This window comes from Solimonas soli DSM 21787, assembly GCF_000474945.1.
GTDB classification, from domain to species: Bacteria; Pseudomonadota; Gammaproteobacteria; order Nevskiales; family Nevskiaceae; genus Solimonas; species Solimonas soli.
The window spans coordinates 44,261-71,139 of the sequence record NZ_AXDW01000017.1 but is presented as its reverse complement, the minus strand read 5'-3'; the positions used below and the strand labels follow the sequence as shown (position 1 = coordinate 71,139).

The following is a 26,879-nucleotide window of genomic DNA, read 5'->3' as shown; positions in this document are numbered from 1 at the left end:
GGCGCCGGCGGATTCCACGGGGCACCGATCCGTCGCGCGCCGCTCTGACCGGCGATACCGAGCGCAGCCATGCGCACTTCGCAGGCGCGCGCGCCACGCCGAAGTCCGCTTGCCGATGCGCCGCGCGCCAGCGCCGATCGTCGACCGCCGGGGCCGCGCGCGATCGCGCGTTCCATCGCGGCGGGCCGGCGCCGACACGCGGCCGACGCGCAGACCTGCGCAGCGCCGGCGCGGCGCGATGCTTACGCTCGGCCGCGACAGGCCGTTATACTTGTCGGGTTTCACGGGCGCAGTACCTCGTGCCGGTGCGGCAGACGCCCGCGACAGCGTTCAAAAACATCCCGTAAAGAGGCCTTCTGGAATGAGCAATCAAGGCGTGGATCCCGGCCGGCGCCGGTTCCTGACGCTGGCGACCACGGTCGTGGGCGGCGCAGGTGTGGTCGCAGCCGCCGTCCCGTTTCTCGCATCGTGGAAACCGAGCGAGCGCGCCAAGGCGCTCGGCGCCCCGGTCGAAGTCGACATCAGCAATCTCGAATTGGGCCAGCGTCTGGTCGTCGCCTGGCGCGGCAAGCCGATCTGGGTGCTGCGGCGCACGCCGGAGATGCTCGAAAGCCTGAAGAAGGTCGACAGCAGCCTGCTCGACCCGGAGTCCAAGGCCAAGCAGCAGCCGGACTACATCAAGGGCGAGGCGCGCGCGATCAAGCCGGAAGTGCTGGTGCTGATCGGCTCGTGCACGCATCTCGGCTGCTCGCCGGGCTTCCGTCCCGAGCATCCGGCGCCGGATATCGACCCGAACTGGCAGGGCGGCTTCTACTGCCCGTGCCACGGCTCGAAGTTCGACCTCTCCGGCCGCGTCTTCAAGGGCGTGCCGGCCCCGCTCAATCTCGTCGTGCCGCCGTACCGCTTCGAAAGCGACGTCAAGATCGTGATCGGCGAAGACCCCAAGGGAGTGGCGTAATGGCGATCACACCGAACCCGTACAAGACGACCGGCTTCCTCGGCTGGATCGACGACCGCTTCCCGCTGACCAAGCTGTGGAAGGATCATCTCTCGGAGTACTACGCTCCGAAGAACTTCAACTTCTGGTACTTCTTCGGCTCGCTGGCCCTGCTGGTGCTGGTCAACCAGCTGCTGACCGGCATCTGGCTGGTGATGCACTACAAGCCGGACGCAACGCAGGCCTGGGACTCGGTCGAATACATCATGCGCGACGTGCCCTGGGGCAACGTGCTGCGCTATCTGCATTCGACGGGCGCCAGCGCGTTCTTCATCGTCGTCTACCTGCACATGTTCCGCGGCATCATCTACGGCTCGCACCGCAAGCCGCGCGAGCTGATCTGGATCTTCGGCTGCCTGATCTTCCTGATGCTGATGGCCGAAGCGTTCTGCGGCTACGTGCTGCCCTGGGGCAACATGAGCTACTGGGGCGCGCAGGTGATCATCAACCTGTTCGGCACGATTCCGTTCGTCGGTCCGGACCTCGTGGTCTGGATCCAGGGCGACTACATCCCCTCGGATGCCACGCTGAACCGCCTGTTCTCGCTGCACGTCATCGCCCTGCCGTTCGTGCTCGTCGGCCTGGTCGTCGCGCATCTGATCGCGCTGCATGAAGTCGGCTCGAACAACCCGGACGGCGTCGAGATCAAGAAGCACAAGGATCCGAACACCGGCATCCCGCTCGACGGCATCGGCTTCCACCCGTACTACACGGTCAAGGATCTGGTCGGCGTCGGCGTGTTCCTGATCATCTTCCTCGGCATCGTGTTCTTCGCGCCGGACGGCGGCGGCTACTTCCTCGAGAAGCCGAACTTCACGCCGGCCAATCCGCTGTCGACGCCGGAGCACATCACGCCGGCCTGGTACTTCGGCTCGTTCTACGCGATGTTGCGCGCCACGCCGTCGTTCGCCGGCACGCAGATCTGGGGCGTCATCGTCATGGGCGCCGCGGTCGTGATCCTGTTCTTCCTGCCCTGGCTCGACCGCTCGCCGGTCAAGTCGATCCGCTACAAGGGGCCGATCTTCAAGATCGCGCTGACCCTGTTCACGATCTTCTTCGTGCTGCTCAACTACTACGGCATGCAGCCGCCGAGCCCGACCGGCACGCTGATCTCGCGCATCGGCACGATCGTGTACTTCGCGTTCTTCCTGCTGATGCCTTACTACTCCAAGATCGACAAGACCAAGCCCGTTCCGGAGCGCGTGACCTATGAAGCCCACTAACTCCGTGCGCAAGGCCATGCTCAAGACCAGCCTCAAGTCCCTGCTCGCGGCGGCCACGCTCGTGGTCGCCGGCCAGGCCTTCGCCGAAGGCCATGCCCTGCCCTACCCGTTCAAGCCGGACACCGGCAACGAGGCCTCGGTGCAGCGCGGCGCGCGCAACTTCATGAACTACTGCTCGGGCTGCCACTCGATGCGGAACCTGCGCTACAGCCGCGTCGGCCAGGATCTCGGCATTTCCGACGATCTGCTCAAGGCCAACCTGATGTTCACCTCGGAGAAGGTCGGCGATCACATCCTGTCGTCGATGCCGGCCGACGCCTCGAAGAGCTGGTTCGGCCAGCAGCCGCCGGATCTGACCGTGGAAGCGCGCTACCGCGGCCCGGACTGGGTCTACAACTACCTGATGACCTTCTACGTCGATCCGTCGCGTCCGCTCGGCACCAACAACCTCGTGCTGCCGGGCGCCTCGATGCCGCACGTGCTGTGGGAGCTGCAGGGCCTGCAGGTGAAGAAGGCCGAAGGCGAACATGGCGCGGCGGATGGCGAAGGCGAACACGGCGGCCACGAGGCCGGCGCGCCCTTCGAACTCGCCAGCAAGGGCAAGCTGACGCCGGACGAGTACAAGAAGTTCGTCGCCGATACCGTCAACTTCATGGTCTATGCCGCCGAACCGGGCCGCGCGCATCGCGTGTCGGTCGGCTACAAGGTCATCCTGTTCCTGCTGCTGTTCACCGTGCTCGCCTACTTCCTGAAGCGCGAATACTGGAAGGACGTGCACTAAAAGTCGTGCCTGCATCGAAGACGGCGCCCCCGGCTGATCCGGCGGCGCCGTTTCTTTTTGCGCGCGGGTCCGCGCGTCGACGCCTGCCGATATTTGGGGAAGGCCGGCCTGAGCGGTTAATCTTTGTTCACCCCCGCTGCGCTGGTGGAATGAACCGATGCCGATCCCGGGCAAGAGCCGCTACATGATCGATGCACGCCCGGCACCGCGGGCCGGCGTCACGCTGTACTGCTCGCGCGACGAGATCGGCAGCCGCTGGACGCGCATCGTGCTCGCCGAGAAGGATGTCGACGGCGCGCGCGTCGAATGGAGCAGCGCGGCCAAGCCGCATCACGATCTGCTGCTGCTGAACCCCTCGGCGCAGCTGCCGACGCTGGCCGATCGCGACACCGTGCTGTATCCCGCGCACATCGTCGTCGAGTATCTCGACGAGCGCTATCCTCACCCGCGCCTGCTGCCCGCCGATCCGGCGCAACGCGCGCTGCTGCGCATGCTGCTGGGCCGTCTCGACCGCGAGCTGTTCCCGCTTGCGGAAACCATCCGCCTCGCGCCGAAGTCGCCGGAGGCCAAGGCGGCGCGCAAGCAGCTGCAGGAGACGCTCGCCGGCAGCGCACGCCTGTTCGCCGGACGCGGCTGGTGCCTGGGCCTCGACTACAACCTGGTCGACTGTGCCTGGGCCGCGCTGCTCGGTGCGCTGCCGCAGCTCGGCATCAAGTTGCCGCCGGACCCGGCACTGCAGCGCTACGCGGAACGCCTGCTGGCGCGACAAGCCGTACAATCGGCGTTTCGTTGAGTGCTGCGCTGAACATGCCGAAAGCGATGTCCAAATCCCGCCGTCCGTATCTGATCCGCGCCATCCACGAATGGGCCTGCGACAACGGCCACACGCCGCACTTGCTGGTGGCGGCCGATTATCCGGGCGTGATCGTGCCGCGCGAATACGTGCAGGACGGCCGCATCACCCTCAACGTCAGCCCGATGGCGATTCAGGGCCTGAACCTCGAGAGCGAGCCGATCTGGTTCTCGGCGCGCTTCGGCGGCCGTCCCTTCGAGGTGCAGGTGCCGACCGGCGCGGTGCTCGCCATCTTCGCGCGCGAGAACGGCGAAGGTGTGATCTTCGGCGAGACCGAACCCGCCGATCCGAAGACCGCCGCATCGAGCGCGGAAACCACGCCGGAGCCGGAGCCGCCGAAACCGACCCGACCGGGCCGGCCGAACCTGCGCGTCGTCAAATAGCGCGGCAGACGCCGCGCGCGGCCGCTAGTTGGCGCCCGCCGCGTACTCGGCGGAATCCACCTTGCCGTCGTGATTGGCGTCGTACTTCGACCAGGCCTTGCGCAGCCGGGCGTCGGCCTCGTCCTTGGTCACGACGCCGTCGTGATTCTTGTCGAGCTTGACGAACGGATCGCTGGCGATCGACGCGGCGAGATCGGGCGACGCGGCCTGCGAGGCCGCATGCCCGGCGGCGGACGGCGCGGTGGTCTGCGCCAAGGCCGGCATCGCCGCCAGCGCGGCGAGCACGAAGACGGAAGAGAGAACCGGAATTTTCATCGCTGACTCCCGAAGCAGGCAGGGGCCGGCAGATCAGCACAGGGCCGGTGAATCGGTCCTGAACCCGGCGCGCCGGCCGCCTCAGTCCGGCAGCGCCTTGCCCGGGTTGAGGATGCCGCGCGGGTCGAGCGTCTTCTTCAGCGCGCGCATCACGTCCAGCGTATCGGCGGCGATCTCCCAGCCGACGAAATCGCGCTTCTCGATGCCGACGCCGTGCTCGCCCGACAGCGTGCCCTCGAGATCGAGCACCAGACGGAACACCTCGCGCAGACAGGCCTGCACGGCCTGCATCTGCGCCGGGTCTTCCGGATCGGCGAGCAGATTGGTGTGCATGTTGCCGTTGCCGGCGTGGCCGAAGTTGACGATGCGGATGCCGTGCTTCCGCGACAGCGCCGCGAGCCCGGTCACCAGCTCCGGGATGCGCGTCACCGGCACGACCACGTCCTCGTTGACCTTCTTCGGCGCGATCCTGCGCAAGGACGGCGACAGCGCCTTGCGGCAGGCCCACAGCGCCTCGGTTTCGGCGGCGTTCGCCGCGCTCTTCAGCTCGACCAGGCCCGGCCCTTCGGCGGCGGCGACGACGGCGCGCAGCGCGACGTCGATCGACGCCGGCTGACCGTCGACTTCCATCAGCAGCATGGCGCCGACGCCGGCCGGCACGCCGGTCGGCTGATAGGCCTCGGCGAGCTGCACGGCGTCGCCGTCGAGGAATTCGAGCGCGCTCGGCGTCTCCGGCTGATTCATCACGCGCGACACCGCCTCGGCCGCCGAGCGCACGTCGGCGTAGCAGGCGCGCAGGGTCTTGGTCGTCTGCGGCTTCGGCAACAGCTTCAGCGTCGCCTCGGTGATGATGCCCAGCGTGCCTTCGCTGCCGACCAGCAGACGCGTGAGGTCGTAGCCGACGACGCCCTTGGTCGTCGTGCAGCCGGTCTTGATCGAGGTGCCGGCGCCGGTCACCGCGCGCAGGCCGAGCACATTGTCGCGCGCCGTGCCGTACTTCACCGCACGCGGTCCGCCGGCGCAGCAGCCGAGATTGCCGCCGACCGTCGAGTACGCAAGGCTGGTCGGATCGGGCGCCCAGAACAGGCCGTGCGCGGCGGCCGCCGCCTGCACATCGCCATTCAGCACACCGGCCTCGCATTCGATCAGCCGATCGCCCGGCGAGATGCGCAGGATGCGGTTCATGCGCTCCAGCGACAGCACCACGCCGCCGGCGATCGGCACCGTCGCGCCGGTCGTGTTGGTGCCGCGGCCGCGCACGACGAGCGGGAGCGCGAAGGCGTTGCAGACCTGCACGACGGCGACGACCTCGTCGTGCGACTGCGCGAACGCCACCGCCTGCGGCAGCGCCACGCGCTTGGAATTGTCGTAGCCGTAGGCGAGACACTCGGCCGGATCGGTCAGCACGCGCTCGGCGCCGAGCGCGGCCTGCAGGCGGGCGACGGCGGCCGGCGGCAGGGGGCCGCGCGGCACGGGCGTCGTCGCCGGCGCGCTCACGGCCGCGGGAACAGCAGCTCGTCGAGCGCGTCGCAGAGGCAGTGCAGCAGCACGATGTGCACTTCCTGGATGCGCGCGGTGACGCTGGCGGCGGCGCGCAGCTCGACGTCGCCGTCCTTGAGCATCGTCGCCATCGCCCCGCCGTCCTTGCCGGTCAGCGCCAGCACGCGCAGGCCCTGCGCGTGCGCCGCTTCGAGGGCCTTGATGACATTCGGCGAGTTGCCGGACGTCGAGATCGCCAGCAGCCAGTCGCCGTCGCGGCCCAGCGCCTCGACCTGCTTGGCGAACACGCGTTCGAAGCCGTAGTCATTGCCGATCGCGGTCAGTGCCGAGGTGTCGACGGTCAGCGACAGGCCGGGCAGGCCGCGACGCTCGCGCTCGAAGCGGCCGGTCAGCTCGGCGGCGAAGTGCTGCGCGTCGGCGGCCGAACCGCCGTTGCCGCAGGCCAGGATCTTCCGGTCGCGGCGCAGCGCGTCGGCCATCGCCGTGGCGGCGCGCGTCAGCGCCGGCAACACCTGCGCGAGCGTCGCCTGCTGCGCGGCGATGCTGGCCTCGAAATGCCGGCGGAAGCGTTGTTCGATGGCCTGTTCGATGAAAGTGCTCATGCGCCTATTGTGGCGCGGACGCTAGCCGGCGTCGAAGGCGGCCTTCAGCCACTGCGGCCGGCCCTCGTCGAAGGCGACGACGTCGAAGCGGACGGCGCGTTCGGCGTGTTCCGGATGCGCGGCGAGGAACAGCTGCGCGGCGAGCAGAACCTTGCCGCGCTTGCGCGCGTCGACCGACTCCAGTGCCGAGGCGAAACGGCTCGCGCCGCGCGCGCGCACCTCGACGATCACCAGCGTCTCGCCCTCGCGCATCACCAGATCAAGTTCGCCGCCGCGGAAGCGCGCATTGCGCGCGACCAGCTTCAGGCCCTGCCGCTCGAGCAGCCGCAGCGCGGCGTCCTCGGCGGCGGCGCCGTTCACGGACTCGAGGGCGGCGCGCCGGCCATCGACAGCGCGCGCAGGCCGTCGCCGTTGATCTGCGCGCACTCGAGGCTGCGGCCGACCACGCTGCGGTCGCGCCACTCGAGACGCCCGCTGGCGCCGTCGATCGCATCGCCGACGCGCAGCGCGCCGCGCTGCAGGCCGGCGGCCAGCGTGTATGCGTCGCGGCCGAGCGCGAACAGGCGAGGCGTCGCCGTCGACAGTCCGTTCGCGGCGCTGCGCTGCGCGCTGAGCGCGTCCGACTGCCCGATCAGCCAGGGCGCATCGCAGAAACGCAGGCCATTGAGATCGCCGCCCGGCTTGCCGTCGTAGATCAGCGCCGTCGCGTAGATCGGCAGATCGCCGGCGCGGTTGAAGCGCAGCTGCGGAATCAGCAGCTGCGCGTCCTGCGGGCGCGCCGCCAGAAAGACCAGATCGATGTCGCCGCGCCGCGCCGACTCGAACTCGCTCTTCTCGCCGAGCACCGCGGTCAGCGCCTTGTGGCGATCCTCGCTGGCACTGACGCCCATGAGGTCGGCGATGGTCTTCGACACGTCGATCGCGCCCTGCGCGTAGCGCTGCGAGCGCACCACCGCGCCGCCGTTGGCGCGCAAGGTCTCGTCGAAGGCGGCGAGCACGCGCGCGCCCCAGTCGGCATCCGGCACCAGAGCGACGGCGCGGCGCTGGCCGAGCGCCAGCGCCTGACGCGCGGCAGCGCGCGCCTCGTCCTCCGGCGCGACGCCGAGCTGGAAGAAGTTGAACGGCGCCGCGACGCCGGCATCGAGATAGTTGAGCGCCAGCACCGGCACCGGCGGCACGAAGCCGGCGAGCGCGGTGACGTCTTCCTTGCGCAGCGGCCCGACGATGAAGCCGGCGCCGTCGTTGAGCGCCTGCTGATAGGCGGCGCGCAGTGTATCGACCGTGGCGCCGATGTCGTAAACGCGCAGGCGCGCGTGCGCGGCATCGCCGAAATAGGCGCTGACGAAGCCGTCGCGCACCGATTCCGCCGCCGCCGAATAGGCGCCGCTCAGCGGCAGCAGCAGGGCCAGGCCGCCGCCGCTGCGCGCCGGCGCGGGCGCGGGCGCGGCATAGGCCGCCGGCGGCGGCGCCGTTACGCCGGCCGGCGCGGGCGGCGCGGCCTGCACGCGCGGGCTCGTGCGCTGCACCGTGCCCGGCGGCGGCTTCGACGGAATCTCCGAGCAGGCGTAGAGCAGCGCCGGCAAGAGCGCGACAATGGCTTTGGGGAGCAGAGCGTTCGGCACCATAATGTCGAGTATGACACGCCGCCAAAGCATTCCGGCCGCAGGCCCGCGCTCGCCGCGCTCCCGCCTCGGCGGCGCGCAGGCCGGCAAGGCACGCGACGCACGAGTCCGCCCATGAGCGGCAGCCCGCGCATCGCGCCCGGTCATCTTTATGTCGTCGCCACGCCGATCGGCAATCTCGACGATCTTGCGCCGCGCGCGCAGGAAGTGCTCGACGGTGTCGCCGCGATCTGCGCCGAGGACACGCGCAACACCGCCAACCTGCTCACGCATTTCGGCATCCGCAAACCGCTGATCGCGGTGCACGAGCACAACGAGGACGAAATCTGCGCGCGCCTGGTTGCGCGGCTGCAGGGCGGCGACGCGCTGGCCCTGGTGTCCGACGCCGGCACGCCGCTGATCTCCGATCCCGGCTTCGCCGTGGTACGCGCGGCGCGCAAGGCGAACCTGCCGGTGCTGGCCATTCCGGGGCCCTGCGCGGCGATCGCCGCGCTGTCGATTTCCGGCATCGCCTCCGACCGCTTCGTGTTCGAAGGCTTCCTGCCGGCGAAGGGTGCGGCGCGGCGCGAACGGCTCGCCGAGCTGGCGCCGGAAACGCGCACCCTGATCGTCTACGAATCGAGCCACCGCATCGCCGACTGCGTCGCCGACATCGCCGCCGTGCTCGGCGGCGAACGGCCGCTGTGCCTGGCGCGCGAGCTGACCAAGCTCTACGAACAGAGCGTGCGCGCCGGCGCGGCCGAGGTCGCGGCCTGGCTCGCCGCCGACGTCAACCGCGCGCGCGGCGAATTCGTGCTGGTGATCGGCGGCGCGCCGCCGGCCGACGATCCGCGCGCCGGCGAAGGCGAGCGCGTGCTGCGCCTGCTGCTCCGCGAAATGCCGGCCTCGCGCGCGGCGCGCGTCGCCGCCGAGATCACCGGCGCCCGCAAGAAGGAGCTGTACGCGCTGGCGCTGCAGCTCGGCGGCGGCGGCGCAGCCGCCGACTGAACGCGCGGGCGCGCGGCGCGCGCCAAGCCGACGCGTGTACGCGCGACGCGCCGCGCGCGTCGGCCGCAACCGGCGTTCGACCGCTGCGCGCATTTTCGTGAGCGGCACGCGAGCCTCGGCGGTGCGACCGTGGCCGGCGCGCGCGGGCGCCGCATCGATCCCGCCGACCGGCATCGCCGGCGATTGCCGGTTCCCCTCACGCTCGTAGACCGGCACCACCCGTTCCATCGGCGGCAGCGCTGCGCCTTGCCTCGGCCGCCAAGCCTGGCAGGCCACCCCGGCACGATCAGCCGCGCGGACTGCGAACCCGTTCACGCGCCGGGCCGCCGATCGCCGCGCAAACCGCGACGCAGCGCACGCGCTGCGCGATGTGTGAGGTTTCTGTCAGGACTTCCCGTCCCCGCTTCGCCACTCTCGCCGCCCTGTCGGGGATCGGCGGCCGGTCCGGCACGCACCCCCGGGCGTGGCGATTCGGACCGGCTTTCATGTCAAGGAGATTGGGAATGTTCACCGTGGTCTCGCGCCATTTCTGGCGCCTCTGTCTGTTCGGCCTGCTGGCCGCGCTCGCGCTCGACGCCGGGGCGGCGGCGCCGCAGGTCACCACCATCAGCGGCAATCCGCTGACCATCCGCATCGGCAGCGACACCTCGTTCCAGATTCTCAACGCCGAGAATCCGGGCGTCGGCCAGATGTTCCCGGACAATGCCGAGCAGACCGCGGACCTCGGCTGGTTCATCGCCACCGGCGGCGAGCTGTACGCGCCGAACTTCGAGGAGCACCCGGACGGCACCGCGACCGGCGGCCTGGCGCTCGGGCTCGGCAAGCCCTACCAGGTGCTGACGCCGGTTTCGATCAGCGGCGTCACCGGCAGCGGCACGGCCAACGACCCGTATCGCGTAACCGTCGTCACCGATGCCGGCGCCACCGGCCTGCGCGCGACGCTGCAGGTCAGCTACGTCAACGGCCGCAACTACTACAGCGCCAGCTGGACGGTACGCAACACCGACAACATGCCTCGCACCTTCAAGGCCTTCTTCGCCGGCGACATCTACCTCGCCAATGACGACAGCGGCTTTCCGTACGTCGACACCACCTCGTCGAGCCCGGGCGGCCGCAATTGCACGGAGGGCGATCAGCAAAGCGACTACTTCATCCTGCTGATCCCGCAGACGCCGGCCGACGCCTACGCGGCCAAGGGCTACAGCGAAATCTGGCAGCTGATCGGCGCCGGCCAGCTCGACAACGTGGTGCGCGACGAATGCCTCGACAACGGCGCGGCGCTGCAGTGGAACCGCACGCTCGATGCCGGTGCCAGCACGGTGCTGCAGACCGGCACCTCGTTCGGCGCGGTGCCGGACATCGCGCAGTTCAACATCACCGAAATCGCGCCGAACAGCGGCCGTCCCGGCCAGAGCCTCGACGTGACGCTGAGCGGCATCGGCTTCTTCGGTGGCTCGGGCTTCGAGATCGGCGACGGCGTGACGCTCTCGAACCTCCATCTCGTCAACGGCACCACGGCGACCGCGCGCCTGACGATCGCCGCCGACGCGACGCCGGGCCCGCGCGACGTGCGCGGCGGCCAGTCGGCCGAAGGCCCGTTCGCGACGCTCGAAAACGGTTTCACCGTGCTAGATCCGGAAGCGCCGCAGAACGGCAGCCTGCAGCTCAACGCGGCGACTTACAGCGTCAACGAAGGCGCCGGCACGCTGACGATCAGCGTCACGCGCAGCGACGGCAGCGACGGCGCGGCCAGCGTCCACTACGCGACGGCCAATGGCACGGCGCAGGCGGGCAGCGACTACGGCGCGGCGAGCGGCACGCTCGACTGGGCGGACGGCGACGGCGCGACCAAGACCTTCACCATCGCCATCACCAACGATGCCGACATCGAGAGCAACGAGACCTTCACCGTCACCCTCAGTGCCGCGACCGGCGCCACGCTCGGCGCACGCAGCAACGCGACGGTGACGATCGTCGACAACGACAGCCAGCAGCTGCCGGGCGAGGAAGGCAAGGCCCGGCGCGGCGGCGGTGCGCTGGGCCTGCCGCTGCTGGCCGGACTCGCGCTGCTGCTGGCGCTGCGCCGCGCGGCGCGGCGTCTGGCGGCGCCGCTCGCCGCGCTCGGTCTCGCCGCCGCGCTGCTGCCCAGCACGGCGGCGGCCGGCGACTGGTACGCCGGCCTGCGCGCCGGCTTCAGCGACGGCAGCAGCACCGGCCGCGGTCTGACGCAGGAACTGCGCGACGCCGGTCACGACGTCAGCGCGCGCCTCGACGATCGCCATCCCGGCGGCGGCCTCTACGTCGGCTATCACTGGCTGCCGCTCGCCGACGTCGAACTCGGCTGGCTGCGCTTCGGCCAGAGCAAGGCGCAGATCAGCGGCGATCTCGGCGACGGCCGGGCCCTGGTCCGCGAACTGGCCGACGAGTTGCCGGTCGGCGGCGACATGGCGCTGGCCGCGCTGCGCCTGCGCCTGCCGATCACCGGGCCGGTGGCCTTCACGCCGCGCTTCGGCGCCTACTGGTGGACCAGCAGGACCGAGCTGCGCACCGCGCAGCGCACGTACAGCCGGCGCGACGACGGCGTCGGCGTCGACGTCGGCCTCGGCGTGTCGCTGACCTTGGCGCGGCGCTTCCGCCTCGGCCTCAACGGCGAACTGCTGCGCTCGCACGGCGCTGGCACGCAGCAGCTGTACACGCTGCAGTTCGAATCCGATTTCTGAGCCGGCCGTGCGCGCCCTCGTCCTGCTGCTCGCCGTCGCCGCTTCCGGCGCGCCCTCGCTCGTCGCCGCGGCCGCCGGCTGCGATCTCGCCGCGCCGCCGGCCTACGTGGCGCAGCACGGCGAGGCGGCGCGCGCCGCCGGCGCCGCGGTCCGCATGGCCGGCGAGCGCGGTTCGCGCGACACCTGGATCGACGGCGCCGCTTGCACGCGGCGCTGGGTGCCGCGCGTGGATCGCGATCGCCGCGCACTCACCGAGATCCACTGGCACTACCGGCGCGAGCTGCAGGCGCTCGGCGCGCAGCTGTTGTTCCGCGACTGGCGGCATACCGTCGCGCGGCTGCCGCTGCCCGGCGGCACGCGCTGGATCCAGGTGTATTCGCCGCCCGGCGCGATCGACGTCACGGTGATCGACGTCGTGGCGAGCGACCACGGCCGCTGAGCCGCCGCCGGCCGGCGCCGTCTCAGCGCGGCGGCGGCGCCTCGCGCAGGTACTGGCGCAGCGGCCGGTTGTCGATGAACAGCTCCTCGAGCGCGGCATGGCCGCCGCGCACGCGGATCGAGACGTAGGCCTCGACCTTGGCGTCGCGGCCGTTGGCCTCGCGATAGGCGCGCTCGGCGGCCGGCGCGGCGTGTTCGTCGAGGTAGTAGCGATCGAAGGGCAGGCGCAGGCTGATCACACCGTCGGCGGGAAATCCGCCGACGCGCGCCTCCAGGTAATCACCCTCGGCCGGCGCCGTGCGCGACGGAGCGCCGAAGCTCGCGTAGCGATCGGCGCCGGTGCGGATCGGCACGTAGACGCGTTCGCCGTACTGCCAGGCATCGGCGGCGCGGACCGGCGCGCGCGCGTCGAAGCTCAGCGTCACGTAGCGGCCGCGAAAAGGATCGAGCGGATCGAGCGGTGCGGTACGCAGGTAGTAGCGCGCGCCGCTGCGCAAGGCCTGCTCGCTGCGCAGCGCCAGTGCCGCCGGCAGCGCCCACTGCAAGGCGCAGGCGAGGAGCAGCAGCGCGAGGGCCCAGGCGCGCCTCATGGCCGCAGCCTGCGCCGCAGCCAGGCGTGCGCGCCGAGAAAGGCCAGGCCGACGCCGACGAAGGCGACGCCGCGCATCACGAACGGCCACTCGCTGCCGAAGAAGCGCAGCAGCACCAGCACGGCGAGCAGCGTCAGGCCGCTGCTGATCACGCGCAGCGCGCGCTCGCGCAGGCCGCCGGCGATCAGCGCGACGCCGATCGCCAGCACGTAGGCGTTGAAGAACACGGCGAGCGGCAGCGGCGCCAGCGGCAGGCCTTCGGCGAGCACGAGGCCGGCGACCGGCAGCGCCAGTGCGGCGGGCAGCCAGCGCCGCCGCAGCAGGGCACGCAGCACGAGCGCGGCGGCGACGGCCAGCACCAGCCACTGCACGGCGCCGATCTGCGCGAGCGCCGCGCGCTCGCCGTTGCCGAACCAGCCGCGCGAGCTCCAGAACTCGGGGAAGGTCGCACCGAGCGCGACCAGCGCCCAGCCGAGCTCGCCGTAGGCGCGCAGCGGGCGGCGCACGAAGGCGCCGCCGGCGCCGGACACGTCATCGAGCAGGATCAGCAGCAGCGCGCAGCTGCCGAGCCACAGGGCGGCCAGCTGCCGCGCCAGCGGCATCGCCAGAGTCAGCGCCGCGAACAGCAGCGGCACCAGCCAGCCGACCAGCATCACGCTGCGCAGACCCGCGGGTTCGCGGCGATGCACCGACACCGCGTGCGGCAGCAGCGTCGCGTAGGCGAGCAGCACCAGCAAGGGTTCGCGCGCGCCGGCGGCCTGGGCGGCGACCCAGCCGAGCCAGGCGCCGCCGACCAGCACCGCGAGCAGGCTGGCGTCGAGCGCGTAGACCAGCGGCAGCGCGACCAGCGCACAGCTCAGCAGGTAGCGATCGAGGTCGCCGCCGAACTGGAAAATCTGCGCCACCAGCGCCAGCGCCGCGGCGAAGGCCAGCGCCGAGAACACCGCGGCGCCTTCGCGCCAGACGCGCGAATCGGCGCGGCGCCGCAGCGCGAACCAGCAGGCGCCCTGGCCGGCGGCCAGCGGCAGCGCGGTCACCAACAGACGCAGGCCGCGGCTCCAGGCATCCCAGTTGTGGGCGACCAGCAGGATCACGCCGAGGCCGACCAGCAGCGCGCCGAGCACCGCCGACACGCCGAGCGCGGCGCCGCGCTCGGGCGCGTCGGCGTAGTGCGCGCGCAGGCGCGCGGCGGTCGCGGCATCGACGACTCCGGCGCGTTCGAGTTCAGGCAGTTCGGCCAGCAGCCAGGCGGCGTTCTTCGCCATCGGCGGTGCAGCTCCTCGCATGTCTTGCGGGCAGCCTAGCAGACGCCGTGTCGCGAACCGATATGCTGTTGCGGCCATCGGCAGGGATCGGGGGATCGCGGCGCATGAGCCAGCCAGCGCAGGATTCGCATCAGGAAACTTCGCAGTTCGCATTGCTCGGCGAGCGCCGCTACGCGCCGCTGTTCGTCACGCAGGCGCTCGGCGCCTTCAACGACAACGTCTACAAGAACGCGCTGGTGATCCTGATCGGCTTCGGCATCGCGCGGCTGACGCCGGCGCAGATCGACTTCTACGTGAATCTCGCCGGCGGCCTGTTCATCCTGCCGTTCTTCCTGTTCTCGGCGACCGCCGGGCAGATTGCCGAGAAGTACGACAAGGCGCTGCTGATCCGCTTCACCAAGGTCTTCGAAATCGCCGTGATGCTGCTCGCGGCGGCCGGCTTCGCGCTGCAGTCGCTGCCCTTCCTGCTCGCCGTGCTGTTCCTGATGGGCACGCAGGCGGCGCTGTTCGGGCCGGTGAAGTACTCGATCCTGCCGCAGCATCTGCGCAGCGAGGAACTGGTCGGCGGCAACGCCATGATCGAGGCCGCGACGTTCCTCGCCATCCTGCTCGGCACCATGCTCGGCGGCTGGCTGATCGCGCGCGGCAACGGCGCCCCCTGGGTCAGCGCCGTGCTGATCGCCGTCACCGTCGCCGGCTGGCTCGCCGCGCGCTTCATTCCGCCGGCGCCGCCGGCCGTCGCCGAACTGCGCATCAACTGGAATCCGTACAGCGAGACGCGCGACAACCTGCGCTTCCTGCGCGGCAACCGCGTCGTGCTGCTGGCGGTGCTCGGCATCTCATGGTTCTGGTTCTACGGCGCGATGTTCCTGTCGCAGCTGCCGAACTACACCAAGCAGTTCCTCGGCGGCGATGCCTCGGTCGTGACGCTGCTGCTGACCATCTTCTCGGTCGGCATCGGCATCGGCTCGCTGCTCTGCGAACGCATGTCCGGCCGTCAGGTCGAGATCGGCCTCGTGCCGCTCGGCTCGATCGGCCTGACGATCTTCGGCATCGATCTGTTCTTCGCCGCGCCGAATCTCGCCACGGTGCACGAGCAGACGGCGATGCAGTTCCTCTCCGCCGCCAGCAATCACCGCATCGCCTGGGATCTGCTGCTGACCGGCGTGTTCGGCGGCTTCTACATCGTGCCGCTCTACGCGCTGATCCAGCTGCGCACGGCGGCGACGCACCGCTCGCGCGTGATCGCCGGCAACAACATCCTCAACGCGCTGTTCATGGTCGGCGCCGCATTGCTGGCGATCGTCTTCCTCAAGGCCGGCCTGACGATTCCGCAGCTGCTGCTGACCACGGCGCTGATGAACGCCGCGGTGGCGGTGTTCATCTACACGCTGGCGCCGGAATTCCTCATGCGCCTGCTGGTGTGGCTGCTGATCAACACGCTCTACCGCATCCGCAAGACTGGCCTCGAGCACATTCCCGACGAAGGTCCGGTGATCGTCGCCGCCAATCACGTCAGCTACGTCGACGCGCTGATCATCGGCGGCAATGTGCGCCGGCCGATCCGCTTCGTGATGTACCACAAGATCTTCCGGATTCCGGTGCTCAGCTTCATCTTCCGCACCGCGCGCGCGATCCCGATCGCACCGGCCAAGGAAGACGAAGCGCTAATGCATCGCGCCTTCGACGAGATCGCCGCCGCGCTCGAGGCCGGCGACATCATCGGCATCTTCCCGGAAGGCCAGCTGACGCGCGACGGCGAGATCGGCGAGTTCCGCAGCGGCATCGAGAAAATCGTCGCACGCACGCCGGCACCGGTCGTGCCGATGGCTTTGCGCGGCCTGTGGGGCAGCTTCTTCAGCCGCAACAATTTCCTCGCGCGCATGCGACTGCCGAGCCGCTTCTGGTCGCGCATCGAGCTGGTCGCCGCGGCGCCGATCCCGCCGGCACAGGTGAAAGCGGCCGATCTGGAGCAAGGCGTGCGCGCCTTGCGCGGCACCATGGCCTAGAACCGCCCGCGCCGGTCATCGTCGGCACGGCCGCGCTCAGGCGCGGTGATACGGGTGATTCGCCAGCACGCTCCAGGCGCGGAACAGCTGCTCGGCGACGAACACGCGCACCAGCGCGTGCGGCAGGGTCAGCTTCGACAGGCCCCATTTGCGATCGGCGCGCGCCAGCACCTCGGGCGCGTGGCCGTCGGGTCCGCCGATCAGCAGCGCGGTGTCGCGGCCCGACTGCATCCAGCCCTGCAGCTCGCGCGACCATTCGAGGCTGCTCAGCTGCCGGCCGTGCTCATCGAGGGCGATGACGTGCGCATCGCGCGGCAGGGCCTTGAGGATCTTCTCGCCTTCCTGCTGCCTGGCGCGGGCGATGTCGGCGTTCTTGCCGCGCTGTGCCGGCGCGATCTCGACGAGCTCGAGCCGGCATTCGTGCGGCAGGCGCGCCGCGTAGTCCGCGTAGGCGGTCTGCACCCAGTCCGGCATGCGCGTGCCGACGGCGATCAGCCAGATGCGCACGCCGACGCCGCGCTACTTCCTGCGCACCGTCTTCTTGGCCGGTGCCTTCTTCGCCGCCTTCTTGGCCGCCGGCCTGGCGGAAGCCTTTCCGGCAGCTTTTCCCGCAGCTTTTCCGGCCGCTTTCTTGGCCGCCGGCTTGCCGCTCTTGGCGGATTTCTTCATGGCCGGCCTGGCCTTCTTCGGCCTGGCCTCGACCGGCGCGTCCTCGCTCTCCTCGGCCACCGCCCACAGCTTCTCGAGCTGGTAGAACGCGCGCGCCTGGGCCTGCATCACGTGCACCACGACGCCGCCGAGATCGACGAGCACCCATTCGCCCTGATCGGCGCCTTCGATGCCGAGCGGCTGGTAGCCGGCATGCTTGGCTTCCTCGGCGACGCTCTGCGCGAGCGACTTGACGTGGCGGTTCGAGGTGCCGGTGCAGATGATCATGGTGTCGGTGACCGTCGTCAGCTTCATCACGTTCAGCACCGTGATGCTCTGGCCCTTCATGTCATCGAGCGCCTGATAGGCGAGGCGCGCGAGCGGATCGAGCTTCTTAATGTTTGGTTGCATCGTTGTCCTGCGTCAGCGCCGCGATGTCGGCGGCAGTCATCGTGTTCAGTATCGCATCCGGCACCAGGCCACGCACGGAACGCTGCTGCGCGAGCAGACGGCGGATGCGCGTCGCGGAAATGTCGAGCGGCGGGAATTCGAGTGGCAGCCACAGGCCGGCGGTCTGTTCGTGCAGCGCCGCCACCGAATCCGTGCGCCGGCCCTCCAGCACTTCGCGCGTCTCGGCGCTGAGCTGCAGCGCGCTGCCGGGCCGCGCGATGACGGCGATGTGGGCGAGCTCGACGATCTGCTGCCAGCGGTTCCAGGTGTGGAAGTGCTCGAAGGCGTCGGCGCCCATCAGCAGCACCAGCGCCGCGCGCGGAAAGTCGCGGCGCAGTTCCTCGAGCGTGTCGACCGTGTACGAGACGCCGTCCCGCAGGATCTCGCGGTCGTCCGGCACCAGTGCCTTCTCGCGGCGCACCGCCGCGCGCAGCCATTCGAGGCGGCGCTGCGGCGAGACCCGCGAATCCGGCCGGTGCGCGGCGTGCGCGGTGGGAATGAGCCGTACCTGTGTCAGATCGAGACGCTCGCGCGCCTCGATGGCGACGCGCAGATGGCCGTTGTGGAAAGGCGCGAACGCGCCGCCGAACACGCCGATCGCCCTCATGCGGCGGCGACCACGCGAGAGCACTCACCCGGGAGCATGGCAGACCGCCTCGATGTTGTGGCCGTCCGGGTCGAGCACGAACGCGCCGTAGTAGTCGGCATGGTAGTGCGGCCGCAGGCCCGGCGCACCGTTGTCGCGCGCGCCGGCGGCCAGCGCCGCGCGATGGAAAGCGTCGACCAGTGCGCGCGCACGGACGCGGAACGCGACGTGCACCGGCGGCGCGGTGAACGAGGGTCCCGGCGCTGCGCCCGTTGCGCCGGCGCTGATCCAGAATTCGGGTTTCGGCGGCTCGCCGAAGCCGGCGTGCGCGCGGTCGAGGACTTTTTCGTCGAGCTCCATCACCAGCTCGAAACCGATCGCCGCGAGCGTCGCCCGGTAGAACGCCTTGCTGCGCTCGTAGTCCGCGACGACCAGGCCGATGTGATCGAGCACTACCGGACCGAACCGTCGCCCATGACGATCCACTTCAGCGAGGTCAGGCCTTCGAGGCCGACCGGACCGCGCGCGTGGAACTTGTCGGTGCTGATGCCGATCTCGGCGCCGAGGCCGTATTCGTAGCCGTCGGCGAAACGCGTCGAGGCATTGACCATCACCGAGCTCGAATCGACTTCGCGCAGGAAGCGGCGCGCCTTCGTCAGGTTCTCGGTGACGATCGCATCGGTGTGCTGCGAGCTGTAGCGGGTGATGTGGTCGATCGCCGCATCGAGGCCGTCGACGACGCGGATCGAGAGGATCGGCGCGAGGTATTCGGTGTGCCAGTCTTCCTCGGTCGCCGTGCCGGCCTCGGGAAGGATCTTGCGCGTGCGCTCGCAAGCGCGCAGTTCGACGCCGGCCTCGGCATAGATCTCGGCGAGCGTCGGCAGCACGCGCGCGGCGATCGGCGCGTCGACCAGCAGCGTCTCCATGGTGTTGCAGGTGCCGTAGCGCTGCGTCTTGGCGTTGACGGCGACGGCGACGGCCTTTTCCAGATCGGCCTCGGCGTCGATGTAGACGTGGCAGATGCCGTCGAGATGCTTGATCACCGGCACCCGCGCGGCTTCCGACACCGCCGCGACCAGGCCCTTGCCGCCGCGCGGAATGATGACGTCGACGAACTCCGGCATCGCCACCATTTCGGTGACGGCGCGCCGGTCGGTGGTATCGAGGATCTGCACGGCGTCCTTCGGCAGGCCGGCATCGAGCAGCGCGCGCTCGATGCAGCGCGCGATGGCGAGATTCGAATGCAGCGCTTCCGAGCCGCCGCGCAGGATCGCCGCGTTGCCGGACTTCAGGCACAGCGCGGCGGCGTCGGCGGTCACGTTGGGCCGCGATTCGTAGATGATGCCGACCACGCCGAGCGGCACGCGCATGCGGCCGACCTGGATGCCGGACGGGCGCAGCTTCATGTCGCTGATCTCGCCGACCGGATCGGCCAGCGCCGCGACCTGGCGCACGCCGTCGGCCATGGCCTCGATGCGTTTCGGATTCAGTTCGAGACGATCGAGCAGCGAGGCGTCGAGCTTGGCGTTGCGGCCCTCGCGCATGTCCTGGGCATTGGCTTCGAGAATGCTCCTGGCTTCGTCGAGAAGGCCCTGCGCGAGCGCGAACAGCGCGGCGTTCTTGGTGCCGGTGTCGGCCTTCGCCAGCAGGCGCGAGGCGGCGCGCGCGCGCAGGCCGCGGTCACGCATGTAGGCGGCGATGTTCTCGGTCCTGGCACGGACCGGCTTTGCAGCGGCTGTCATGATCGAGTCTGACGCGGGGCCGCCCCACTGGCGGCGAGGATCAATGTTAGCAATTCTTCCCAGGCCGCCGCTTCCTGGCCGGTCTTGACCATCTGGTCGACGCGCGCCGCGCGCTGCATCCAGCCGAGCGCCTCGGCCGGCCGCACGCGCGGCACGGCGCGCAGGTACTTGGCCTGCTGCGCGCGGAAGATGCCGGCCGCCTCGCAGGCCGCCGCCGCGTCGCGCAGCTTGGCGTAGTGGATCGCCGCCTTGGCGAGCGAGCGCAGCGACCACGACAGCGCACCGAGGATTTCCAGCGGCGCATAGCCTTCCTCGCGCAGGCGCTGCAGGCTGCGCACGCTGCCTTCGGCGTCGCCGTCGAGCACACGGTCGTTGAGATCGAAAGCCTCGAAGCGCGCGCTGTCGGCGACCGCCTGCGCCAGCATCTCGGCGCTGATGCGTTCGCCGGGGAACAGCAGCTTCAGCTTTTCCACGTCCTGCGCGGCGGCGAGCAGATTGCCTTCGGTGCGCTCGGCGAGCAGCTTCACCGCGTCGGCATCGGCCTGCACGCCGGCGGCCTTGAGGCGCGCGTCGAGCCAGGGCACGAACTCCTCGCTTTTCACCGGCCAGACGTAGAGCATCGCGCCGGCGGCGTCGAGTGCCCTCGCCCACGGCGCCTCGCGCTGGCGCTTGTCGAGCGCGCCGCAGCTGATGATCAGCAGCACGTCCTGCGGCGGCTGCGCGGCGATCGCCTGCAGGGTCTTGCGGCCCTCGTCGTCCGGCCCGCTCGCCATGCGGATCTCGACGATGCGCAGCGTGGCGAACAGCGAGAGGCTGGCGCCGGCCTCGAGCACGCGCTGCCAGCTGAAGCCGCGCTCGACGTCGAACACCTCGCGCTCGCTGTAGCCCTTGCGGCGCGCCGCGGCGCGGATCGCGTCGAGCGCTTCCTGGATCAGCAGCGGCTCCTCGCCGGCGACCAGATAGATCGGCGCCAGGCCCTTGGCGAGATGCGAGGCGAGCTGGGCGGATTTGAGTTGCACAGGTCTGGAAATACTGAACGGGCGGCCATTCTACGGGCCGAAAAGCGGAAACCGCAGATTTCACAGATTACACAGACTGGCCTTGCGGGATTTTCGACCGTTCTGCGGTGGAATCGGTGAAATCCGTGGTTGAAAAACTTCTAGAATGCGCACATGAGCCCTCAAGCCAAGACGCCCTCCGCCACCCTGCGCGAATTGCGCCCGGCCGATCCGCTGCTGTCGCTGCTCGGCCGCGGACTCTCGCTGCTCGCCGAGCGCGAGCGCGGCGCCGGTCGCGCCAATCCGGCGGTCCGCCAGCCGGACGCCGCGCTGGCCGAGCGCGAGCGTCGCCACGTGGCGGGCCTGATGCGCATCAACCACGCCGGCGAAATCGCCGCGCAGGCGCTGTACCACGGCCAGGCGCTGACCGCGCGCAACCCGGAAACCCGCCGCCATCTGCTCGAGGCCGCGCGCGAGGAGCGCGATCACCTGCGCTGGTGCGAGGAGCGGCTCGCCGAACTGGGCGACGCGCCGAGCAAGCTGCAGCCGTTCTGGTACGCCGGTTCGTTCGCGATCGGCGCCCTCGCCGGCCTGCGCGGCGACGCCTGGAGCCTCGGCTTCGTCAACGAGACCGAGCGTCAGGTCTCCGAGCATCTGGCCGAACATCTCGGTCAGCTGCCGGAACAGGACCGGCGCGGCCGCGCGATCCTGGAAACCATGCGCCGCGACGAGGAACGCCACGGCCGGGAAGCCGAGCAGGCCGGCGGCGCGCCGCTGCCGGCACCGGTGCGCGGCCTCATGCGCCAGGTGGCCAAGGTCATGAAGTTCGGCGCGTACCGCGTCTGAAGCGGGCGCGGCGCGGTTTGCCGCCGCGCAATCCCCGGCCTGCGCTGCGGCCGCTCGCCGTCGCGGCAGCGGCTGTTATGCTCGGACCACGACGAGAACAAGGGGAACTGCCGTGACGATTGCCTTGTGGTGCGTGCTGGTCGCTGCCTTGCTGCCGTTTCCGTTCACCCTCGCCGCCAAGTCGAGCAAGCGCTTCGACAATGCCGCGCCGCGCGAGTACCTAGAGCAGAGCAGCGGCTGGCGCAAGCGCGCGCACTGGGCGCAACTCAACAGCTTCGAGGCCTTTCCGCCCTTCGCGGCGGCGGTGATCATCGCCCACGTCGTCGCCGGCGCGAACGCGACGGCCGATGCGCTCGCCGTCGCCTTCATCGTGCTGCGCGTGCTGTACGGTCTCTGCTACATCGCCGACAAGGCGACGCTGCGTTCGCTGCTCTGGGCCGGCGGCATCGCCTGCATGATCGGCCTCTTCATCGTCGCCGCGCGCGCCTCGTAAAGGAGCCGCCCATGCAGATCAAGATCGAAATCGAGGTGCAGCCGGAAGAGCTGCGCCGCTTCCTCGGCCTGCCCGACGTCTCCGGCATCCAGGAGGATGTGGTGGCGTTCCTGCGCGACAAGATCGGCGCCGCGAGCGGCTTCGACGCCTCGCAGTTCGTGCGCAGCAACTTCGACGTGCTGCGCAAGACGCCGGCCTGGAAGAAGTTCACCTCGCGCCTGCGCATCAACGAGGACGGCGAGCCGCAGGGCGACGACGGCGACCCCGAGAGCGCGCCGGCCGCGCCGCCGCGCAGGCGCAAGCCGCGGGCGCGCAAGCGCGCCGCGAAGAAGACGGCGACGGCGAGCGACACGCCGTCCGACCAGGGCGCGGTCTAGGCTGCGGCGCGACGCTTCACCACAGCGGTCCCGAGCGGTTGTCGCGGACCTCGACGCCGGCGACCGGCCGCGCCGCGTTGCCCCAGGACGTGCGCACGTAGGTCAGCACCGCGGCGATCTGCTCGTCGCTCAGCGTCGGCGAGAACGGCGGCATGCCGAAGGGCCGCGGATGGCCGGCGGTCGACGGCGTGTAGCCGCCGAACAGCACAATGCGGATCGGATTGACCGCCGAAGTCATCAGCACGGCGCGGTTGCCGGCCAGCGGCGGCGCCGCCGGCGCGCGGCCTTGGCCCTGATCGCCGTGACACTGCGCGCAATGCTCGGCGTAGAGCTTCTCCCCGTCGCGACGCATCGCCTCGACCGCCTTGCGCGGCACGCTCTGGAAACCGGCGGCGGACGGCGCGCCGCTGTCGCGCAGCGATTTCAGGTACACGGCCATGGCGCGCAGATCGGCCGCGTCGGCGTGCTGCAGGCTCTCGTAGACGACCTCGGCCATCGGTCCCATCGCCGAGCCGCGTGGCGACACGCCACTCGCAAGCAGGGCGACGATGTCGTCCTCGCGCCAGTCCTGCACGCCGGCCTCGGCGCGGCTGGCGAGCGCCGGCGCGTACCAGTTCAGCACCAGGCCGCCGGACGGATTGTCCCGCGACTGGATCGCGCCGAGCGCATTGCGTGCTTCGTGGCAGGCGCTGCAGTGGCCGAGACCCTGCACGAGATAGGCGCCGCGATTCCACTGCGCGTCGCGCGTCGCATCGCCTTGATAGACGCCGGGCCGGAAGAACAGCAGGCGCCAGCCGACGAGCAGCAGACGATGGTTGTACGGAAACTTCAGCTCGTGCGCGCGGCTGGCCTGGTGCACGGGCGGCTGCGTGCGCAGGTAGGCGAACATCGCATCCGCGTCGCCGCGGCTGAGCTTGGTGAAGTTGGTGTACGGGAAGGTCGGATAGAGCGGCTTGCCGTCGCGGCTGCGGCCGTCGTGGATCGCGCGCCAGAAATCGTCGGCGCTCCAGCGACCGATGCCGGTCTCTTCATCGGGCGTGATGTTCGGCGCATAGAAAGTGCCGAACGGCGTGGCGATCGCGCGGCCGCCCGCGTAGGCGGCACCGCCGCGCGCGGTGTGGCAGGCGCGGCAGTCGCCGAGCGCGACGAGCTGACGCCCGCGCTCCAGCGGATCGGCGCGGCCGGCGCCGGGCGGCTGCGGCGCTTCGCCCGTCTCGCGATCGCGCGTCGACAACCAGCCGAGCGCGGCGCCCATGGCAATGACCAGCGCAACGATGACCCCCAGGCGTCGTTTCATCGACCGCTCTCCTCTTGCGTGGCCGGCACGGCCGCCGGTTCGGGCGCGCTGCCGCAGGCGAGCGGCAGCCTGGCGATCGCCGCGGCCGGCGCCGCGTCGGCCGGCACCGGCTGCGTCGCCAGCCAGGCGGCCGCCGCGTAGAGGTCCGCCGCCGACAGGCGCTGCGCGACGTCGTGCATGCAGTCCGGCGCGTGCGCGTGACGATTGCCTTCGCGCCAGGCGCCGAGCTGCGCCATCAGGTAGTCGTGCGAAAGCCCCAGCAGGCCCGGCGTCGCCGGCAGCGCGCCGGTCAGGCGCGCGCCGTGACAGGCCTGACAGGCGGGAATCTGCTTCGCCGCGTCGCCCTGCGTGACGAGCTGACGGCCGCGCTCGAGCACCGCGGCAGCGACGTCCGGCGCCTGCGGCGGCGGATACGGCAGCTGCTGCGCGGCGAAGAACCCGGCGATCTCGAACAGATAGGCATCGCTCTGCCGCTCGACGACGTAGGTCATCATCGCGTAATTGCGCCGGCCCTCGCGGAAGTTCAGCAGCTGGTTGTACAGATAGCCGGCCGGCTTGCCGGCGATGCGCGGGTAGTAGCCGTCGCTGGTCGCGCGACCTTCCTGGCCGTGGCAGGCCATGCACGGCAGCACGCGCTGCTCGATCGAATCGATCTCGTGCGCCGCGACCGCTTCGGCGGCGCGCGGCGCGGCGGCGTGCAGCAGCATGAGCACCGCGATGCAGCGACGCAGCGCGCGCGCGCTCACAGGCCCGCCCGGCGCAGCAGCAGGCGCACGATGCTCACCAGCACGACGATGAACAACACCGTCATCGCGATGCCGATGCCGATGAACAGCGCCGGGCTGCCGCGCGAGAAATCGCGCTCGCGGGCCTTGCTGCTCTGCACGCCGAACATCGCCATCAGCACGCTGCCGACCGTCGCCAGCAGGCCGACCTTGCGCGGCGGCGCCTCGTTCTGCTGCACGCGCGGAGTCGCTGAACTTTTCATCTCTCCCTCTCCTACATGACGCGCGAGGCGAGCGCGGGCAGCTGCTCGATCGCATCTTCGATCATTTCCAGGCTGTGGCCGCATTCGGCGCGGCTAGCCGCGCCACCCAGGCAGACGCGCACCGCTTCCGGCGCCGCGCCGCTGACGGTGAAGGTGTCCGACACCACGACGCCGACGCCGTGCGCGCGCAGGTGCGTGGCGAACTCGATGCGCGTCCACGGCGCGGGCGGCTTCAGCCAGAGGTGGAAGGCGTCCGGGTCGGTGACGTACTCGGCGCGGCGCAGGATGCTGGCGGCGAGCCGCTGGCGCGCGCGCGACTCGGCGCGCACCGCCTGCGCCGCCAGCTCGGCGGTGCCGTCGCTGATCCAGCGCGTCGCCAGCGCGTTGAGGATCGGCGAGGCCATCACCGAGGTCGTGCGCAGCACCGCCGACAGGCGCGCCGTGTAGCGCACGTTGGGCGTGGTCAGATAGGCGACGCGCAGGCCGGCGCCGAGGCATTTCGAGAAGCCGGTGACGTAGAACGTCAGCTCCGGCGCCAGCGTCGCGATCGCCGCCAGCGGCTGCGACGGCAGGCGCGCATAGGCGTCGTCCTCGACGATCGGCACGCCGTAGCGGCGCGCGATCTCGGCGATCGCTTCGCGGCGCGCCGGCGGCAGCGTCGCCGTGGTCGGATTGAGCAGGGTCGGGTTGAGGTACAGCGCCTTCGGCAGATCGGCCGCGCACAGGGCGCCGAACGCATCCGGGACCAGACCCTGCTCGTCGGCCGGCAGGCCGACCAGGCGGATGCCGAGTTGCGCGGCGAGGCCCTTGATGCCCGGATAGGTGACCGCCTCGCAGGCGATCGCGTCGCCCGGCCGCGCCAGCACCGTGAACAGGGCCAGCAGCGCGGCCTGCACGCCGGGGCAGACCAGCACGCGCTGGCCGCCGACGCCGGGCAGGTTGAGCCATTGCGCGCCGGCCTCGCGGTCCTCGTGCGTGCCGCCGAACTCCTGGTAGCGCAGCAGGCTGTACGCGTCCTGCGCGCCGAGGCTCGCGTAGCCCTCGGCGAAGCGCGCCAGCAGCGCCGGGTCCTGCGGCTCCGGCGGCATGTTCATGGTCATGTCGATCAGGTTGCCGGGCGCCACCGGGCGCCGCAGCGGGCCGGAGCCCACGGTCTCGCGCACCACCGTGCCGTGACCGGGGCGCGCATCGAGCAGGCCGCGGCGCTGCGCCTCGGCGTAGCCGCGCGCGACCGTCGTGAAGTTGAGACCGAGATCCTCGGCGAGCTGGCGCAGGGTCGGCAGGCGCTGGTTCGCCGTCAGGTGGCCGGACTGGATGTCGTCGGCGATGGCGTCGGCGATGGCGATGTAGGCCGGACGCCGGCTTTCATTGATTGCATGGCGCCAGCGACTTGATTGGTTTTTTGTGCCCGATTTTCGATCCACGACGCACCCCGACACAGCACCCGATGACCCCGCGGGCGCCATCATAAGGCAGCGGCGCGACGGCGAAAAGTCTAATTTCGGCAAGAACCGGCAGGGGTCCGGCCGCGGCCGTGAAAAAAAATCGCGGCCGCTCAGAAATGTCTCACATTGATTGCATCACGATCGCCGATCAATGTCGATTGATGGCATGTCGGTTGCGCTGGAGGACCGGCACGCCGCCGCACGCCGCGCCGGCCCGAGCCTCGCATCAGGAGCCAGACATGCCCGCAGTGACCACGCCCGCCCACCAGAAAGGTGATTTTTTCGTCGACTACGAGGAAAAGGTCTTCGAAGACGTCAAGGCCAAGCCCGGCGAGAAGGCGCTGATCACCTTCCACACCGTCGCCTTCGAGGGCTCGATCGGCCTCGTCAACATGCTGCAGGGCAAGCGCCTGCTGCGCAAAGGCTTCGCGACCTCGATCCTGCTCTACGGGCCCGGCGTGACGCTGGGCATCCAGCGCGGCTTTCCGACCCTCGGCGACGAAGCCTTCCCGGGTCACCAGAACTTCACCAACCAGCTGACCGCGTTCATGGCCGAAGGCGGCAAGGTCTACGCCTGCCGCTTCGCGCTGCAGGCGCTGTACGGTCACGGCGAGCCTTCGCTGATCCCCGGCATCCGCCCGATCAATCCGCTCGACGTGCTCGACCTGATCCTGATCCATCGCAACGACGACGCCTTCATGATCCACACGTGGACGGTCTGAGC

The 26,879-nt window shown here is 70.4% G+C and carries 30 protein-coding genes; 13 read left to right on the top strand and 17 right to left on the bottom strand.

Annotated features, from left to right (window positions below; genetic code table 11):
• Nucleotides 1-361 precede the first annotated feature (361 nt).
• The 5 genes from petA (at nt 362) to K344_RS0109665 (ending at nt 4,237) form a co-directional block, all read left to right on the top strand.
• Complete coding sequence (petA, locus tag K344_RS0109685; protein WP_028080503.1) at nt 362-958, top strand: ubiquinol-cytochrome c reductase iron-sulfur subunit; 597 nt, start codon at nt 362-364, stop codon at nt 956-958.
• On the top strand, nt 958-2,220 hold the full coding sequence (locus K344_RS0109680) for a cytochrome b (protein ID WP_028080502.1): 1,263 nt from the start codon (nt 958-960) through the stop codon (nt 2,218-2,220). The genes petA and K344_RS0109680 overlap by 1 nt, the downstream gene beginning before the upstream one ends.
• Nucleotides 2,207-3,001: a cytochrome c1 gene (locus tag K344_RS0109675; RefSeq protein ID WP_051362083.1), complete on the top strand. Its 795-nt coding sequence runs from the start codon at nt 2,207-2,209 to the stop codon at nt 2,999-3,001. The genes K344_RS0109680 and K344_RS0109675 overlap by 14 nt, the downstream gene beginning before the upstream one ends.
• A gap of 157 nt (nt 3,002-3,158) precedes the next feature.
• Nucleotides 3,159-3,794 carry a glutathione S-transferase N-terminal domain-containing protein gene (locus K344_RS0109670; protein WP_084197230.1) on the top strand — a complete coding sequence of 212 codons (636 nt, stop codon included), beginning with the start codon at nt 3,159-3,161 and terminating at the stop codon, nt 3,792-3,794.
• 26 nt (nt 3,795-3,820) lie between these two features.
• Entirely contained in the window at nt 3,821-4,237 is a 417-nt protein-coding gene (locus K344_RS0109665) for a ClpXP protease specificity-enhancing factor (protein WP_028080499.1), read from the top strand.
• A gap of 24 nt (nt 4,238-4,261) precedes the next feature.
• Here K344_RS0109665 and K344_RS0109660 read toward each other — a convergent pair whose 3' ends face one another.
• From K344_RS0109660 to K344_RS21055, 5 genes are all read right to left on the bottom strand, one after another.
• On the bottom strand, nt 4,262-4,552 hold the full coding sequence (locus tag K344_RS0109660) for an EF-hand domain-containing protein (RefSeq protein ID WP_028080498.1): 291 nt from the start codon (nt 4,550-4,552) through the stop codon (nt 4,262-4,264).
• A gap of 81 nt (nt 4,553-4,633) precedes the next feature.
• Entirely contained in the window at nt 4,634-6,025 is a 1,392-nt protein-coding gene (locus tag K344_RS0109655) for an FAD-binding oxidoreductase (RefSeq protein WP_245586178.1), read from the bottom strand.
• Nucleotides 6,026-6,045: 20 nt separating this feature from the next.
• The gene (locus K344_RS0109650) at nt 6,046-6,654 is read right to left on the bottom strand and encodes a phosphoheptose isomerase (RefSeq protein WP_028080496.1); all 609 of its coding nucleotides are present in this window, start codon (nt 6,652-6,654) and stop codon (nt 6,046-6,048) included.
• A 21-nt stretch (nt 6,655-6,675) separates the two neighbouring features.
• On the bottom strand, nt 6,676-7,014 hold the full coding sequence (locus K344_RS0109645; RefSeq protein ID WP_028080495.1) for a YraN family protein: 339 nt from the start codon (nt 7,012-7,014) through the stop codon (nt 6,676-6,678).
• Nucleotides 7,011-8,276 carry a penicillin-binding protein activator gene (locus K344_RS21055; RefSeq protein ID WP_169729279.1) on the bottom strand — a complete coding sequence of 422 codons (1,266 nt, stop codon included), beginning with the start codon at nt 8,274-8,276 and terminating at the stop codon, nt 7,011-7,013. Before K344_RS21055 ends, K344_RS0109645 begins: the two co-directional genes overlap by 4 nt.
• A gap of 114 nt (nt 8,277-8,390) precedes the next feature.
• Here K344_RS21055 and rsmI point away from each other — a divergent pair, with 114 nt between their 5' ends.
• From rsmI to K344_RS0109625, 3 genes are all read left to right on the top strand, one after another.
• On the top strand, nt 8,391-9,263 hold the full coding sequence (gene rsmI / locus K344_RS0109635) for a 16S rRNA (cytidine(1402)-2'-O)-methyltransferase (RefSeq protein WP_028080494.1): 873 nt from the start codon (nt 8,391-8,393) through the stop codon (nt 9,261-9,263).
• A gap of 503 nt (nt 9,264-9,766) precedes the next feature.
• On the top strand, nt 9,767-11,983 hold the full coding sequence (locus K344_RS0109630) for a Calx-beta domain-containing protein (protein ID WP_028080493.1): 2,217 nt from the start codon (nt 9,767-9,769) through the stop codon (nt 11,981-11,983).
• 7 nt (nt 11,984-11,990) lie between these two features.
• Complete coding sequence (locus tag K344_RS0109625; RefSeq protein WP_028080492.1) at nt 11,991-12,422, top strand: hypothetical protein; 432 nt, start codon at nt 11,991-11,993, stop codon at nt 12,420-12,422.
• 22 nt (nt 12,423-12,444) lie between these two features.
• Here the strand turns inward: K344_RS0109625 and K344_RS23000 are convergent, their stop codons facing one another.
• Together K344_RS23000 and K344_RS0109615 are read right to left on the bottom strand one after the other, a co-directional pair.
• A complete protein-coding gene (locus K344_RS23000) occupies nt 12,445-13,011 on the bottom strand; it encodes a GDYXXLXY domain-containing protein (RefSeq protein WP_051362081.1) in 567 nt (188 codons plus the stop codon).
• Nucleotides 13,008-14,276, bottom strand: a complete 1,269-nt coding sequence (locus K344_RS0109615; protein ID WP_028080491.1) for a DUF2157 domain-containing protein — start codon at nt 14,274-14,276, stop codon at nt 13,008-13,010. The genes K344_RS23000 and K344_RS0109615 overlap by 4 nt, the downstream gene beginning before the upstream one ends.
• Before the next feature lie 104 nt (nt 14,277-14,380).
• Between K344_RS0109615 and K344_RS0109610 the strand changes: the two genes are divergently transcribed.
• Entirely contained in the window at nt 14,381-16,285 is a 1,905-nt protein-coding gene (locus K344_RS0109610) for an MFS transporter (protein WP_043114212.1), read from the top strand.
• Between the two features lie 36 nt (nt 16,286-16,321).
• Here K344_RS0109610 and rlmH read toward each other — a convergent pair whose 3' ends face one another.
• The 6 genes from rlmH to holA are packed head-to-tail and all read right to left on the bottom strand — an operon-like array spanning nt 16,322 to nt 20,730.
• Complete coding sequence (gene rlmH / locus K344_RS0109605; protein WP_028080489.1) at nt 16,322-16,792, bottom strand: 23S rRNA (pseudouridine(1915)-N(3))-methyltransferase RlmH; 471 nt, start codon at nt 16,790-16,792, stop codon at nt 16,322-16,324.
• A gap of 12 nt (nt 16,793-16,804) precedes the next feature.
• Nucleotides 16,805-17,344, bottom strand: a complete 540-nt coding sequence (rsfS, locus tag K344_RS24990) for a ribosome silencing factor (RefSeq protein ID WP_084197224.1) — start codon at nt 17,342-17,344, stop codon at nt 16,805-16,807.
• Entirely contained in the window at nt 17,328-17,990 is a 663-nt protein-coding gene (gene nadD, locus K344_RS0109595; RefSeq protein ID WP_028080488.1) for a nicotinate-nucleotide adenylyltransferase, read from the bottom strand. The genes rsfS and nadD overlap by 17 nt, the downstream gene beginning before the upstream one ends.
• 24 nt (nt 17,991-18,014) lie before the next feature.
• A complete protein-coding gene (locus K344_RS0109590) occupies nt 18,015-18,422 on the bottom strand; it encodes a VOC family protein (protein WP_028080487.1) in 408 nt (135 codons plus the stop codon).
• Entirely contained in the window at nt 18,422-19,711 is a 1,290-nt protein-coding gene (locus K344_RS0109585; protein ID WP_051362080.1) for a glutamate-5-semialdehyde dehydrogenase, read from the bottom strand. Before K344_RS0109585 ends, K344_RS0109590 begins: the two co-directional genes overlap by 1 nt.
• Nucleotides 19,708-20,730, bottom strand: coding sequence for a DNA polymerase III subunit delta (holA, locus tag K344_RS0109580; RefSeq protein WP_028080485.1), 1,023 nt, complete (start codon nt 20,728-20,730; stop codon nt 19,708-19,710). The genes K344_RS0109585 and holA overlap by 4 nt, the downstream gene beginning before the upstream one ends.
• A gap of 153 nt (nt 20,731-20,883) precedes the next feature.
• Between holA and coq7 the strand changes: the two genes are divergently transcribed.
• The 3 genes from coq7 (at nt 20,884) to K344_RS21040 (ending at nt 22,425) form a co-directional block, all read left to right on the top strand.
• Nucleotides 20,884-21,555: a 2-polyprenyl-3-methyl-6-methoxy-1,4-benzoquinone monooxygenase gene (coq7, locus tag K344_RS0109575; protein WP_028080484.1), complete on the top strand. Its 672-nt coding sequence runs from the start codon at nt 20,884-20,886 to the stop codon at nt 21,553-21,555.
• A 112-nt stretch (nt 21,556-21,667) separates the two neighbouring features.
• The gene (locus K344_RS0109570; protein WP_028080483.1) at nt 21,668-22,048 is read left to right on the top strand and encodes an MAPEG family protein; all 381 of its coding nucleotides are present in this window, start codon (nt 21,668-21,670) and stop codon (nt 22,046-22,048) included.
• A gap of 11 nt (nt 22,049-22,059) precedes the next feature.
• Nucleotides 22,060-22,425: a DUF6489 family protein gene (locus K344_RS21040; protein WP_043114210.1), complete on the top strand. Its 366-nt coding sequence runs from the start codon at nt 22,060-22,062 to the stop codon at nt 22,423-22,425.
• A gap of 16 nt (nt 22,426-22,441) precedes the next feature.
• Here the strand turns inward: K344_RS21040 and K344_RS0109560 are convergent, their stop codons facing one another.
• The 4 genes from K344_RS0109560 to K344_RS0109545 are packed head-to-tail and all read right to left on the bottom strand — an operon-like array spanning nt 22,442 to nt 26,134.
• The gene (locus K344_RS0109560; RefSeq protein ID WP_028080482.1) at nt 22,442-23,722 is read right to left on the bottom strand and encodes a c-type cytochrome; all 1,281 of its coding nucleotides are present in this window, start codon (nt 23,720-23,722) and stop codon (nt 22,442-22,444) included.
• Complete coding sequence (locus K344_RS21035; protein ID WP_245586177.1) at nt 23,719-24,468, bottom strand: c-type cytochrome; 750 nt, start codon at nt 24,466-24,468, stop codon at nt 23,719-23,721. The genes K344_RS0109560 and K344_RS21035 overlap by 4 nt, the downstream gene beginning before the upstream one ends.
• The gene (locus tag K344_RS0109550) at nt 24,465-24,710 is read right to left on the bottom strand and encodes a DUF2970 domain-containing protein (protein WP_084197222.1); all 246 of its coding nucleotides are present in this window, start codon (nt 24,708-24,710) and stop codon (nt 24,465-24,467) included. Before K344_RS0109550 ends, K344_RS21035 begins: the two co-directional genes overlap by 4 nt.
• A gap of 11 nt (nt 24,711-24,721) precedes the next feature.
• Nucleotides 24,722-26,134, bottom strand: a complete 1,413-nt coding sequence (locus K344_RS0109545) for an aminotransferase-like domain-containing protein (protein ID WP_245586176.1) — start codon at nt 26,132-26,134, stop codon at nt 24,722-24,724.
• A gap of 260 nt (nt 26,135-26,394) precedes the next feature.
• Here K344_RS0109545 and K344_RS0109540 point away from each other — a divergent pair, with 260 nt between their 5' ends.
• On the top strand, nt 26,395-26,877 hold the full coding sequence (locus K344_RS0109540) for an MSMEG_0572/Sll0783 family nitrogen starvation response protein (protein WP_028080479.1): 483 nt from the start codon (nt 26,395-26,397) through the stop codon (nt 26,875-26,877).
• Nucleotides 26,878-26,879: the final 2 nt, after the last annotated feature.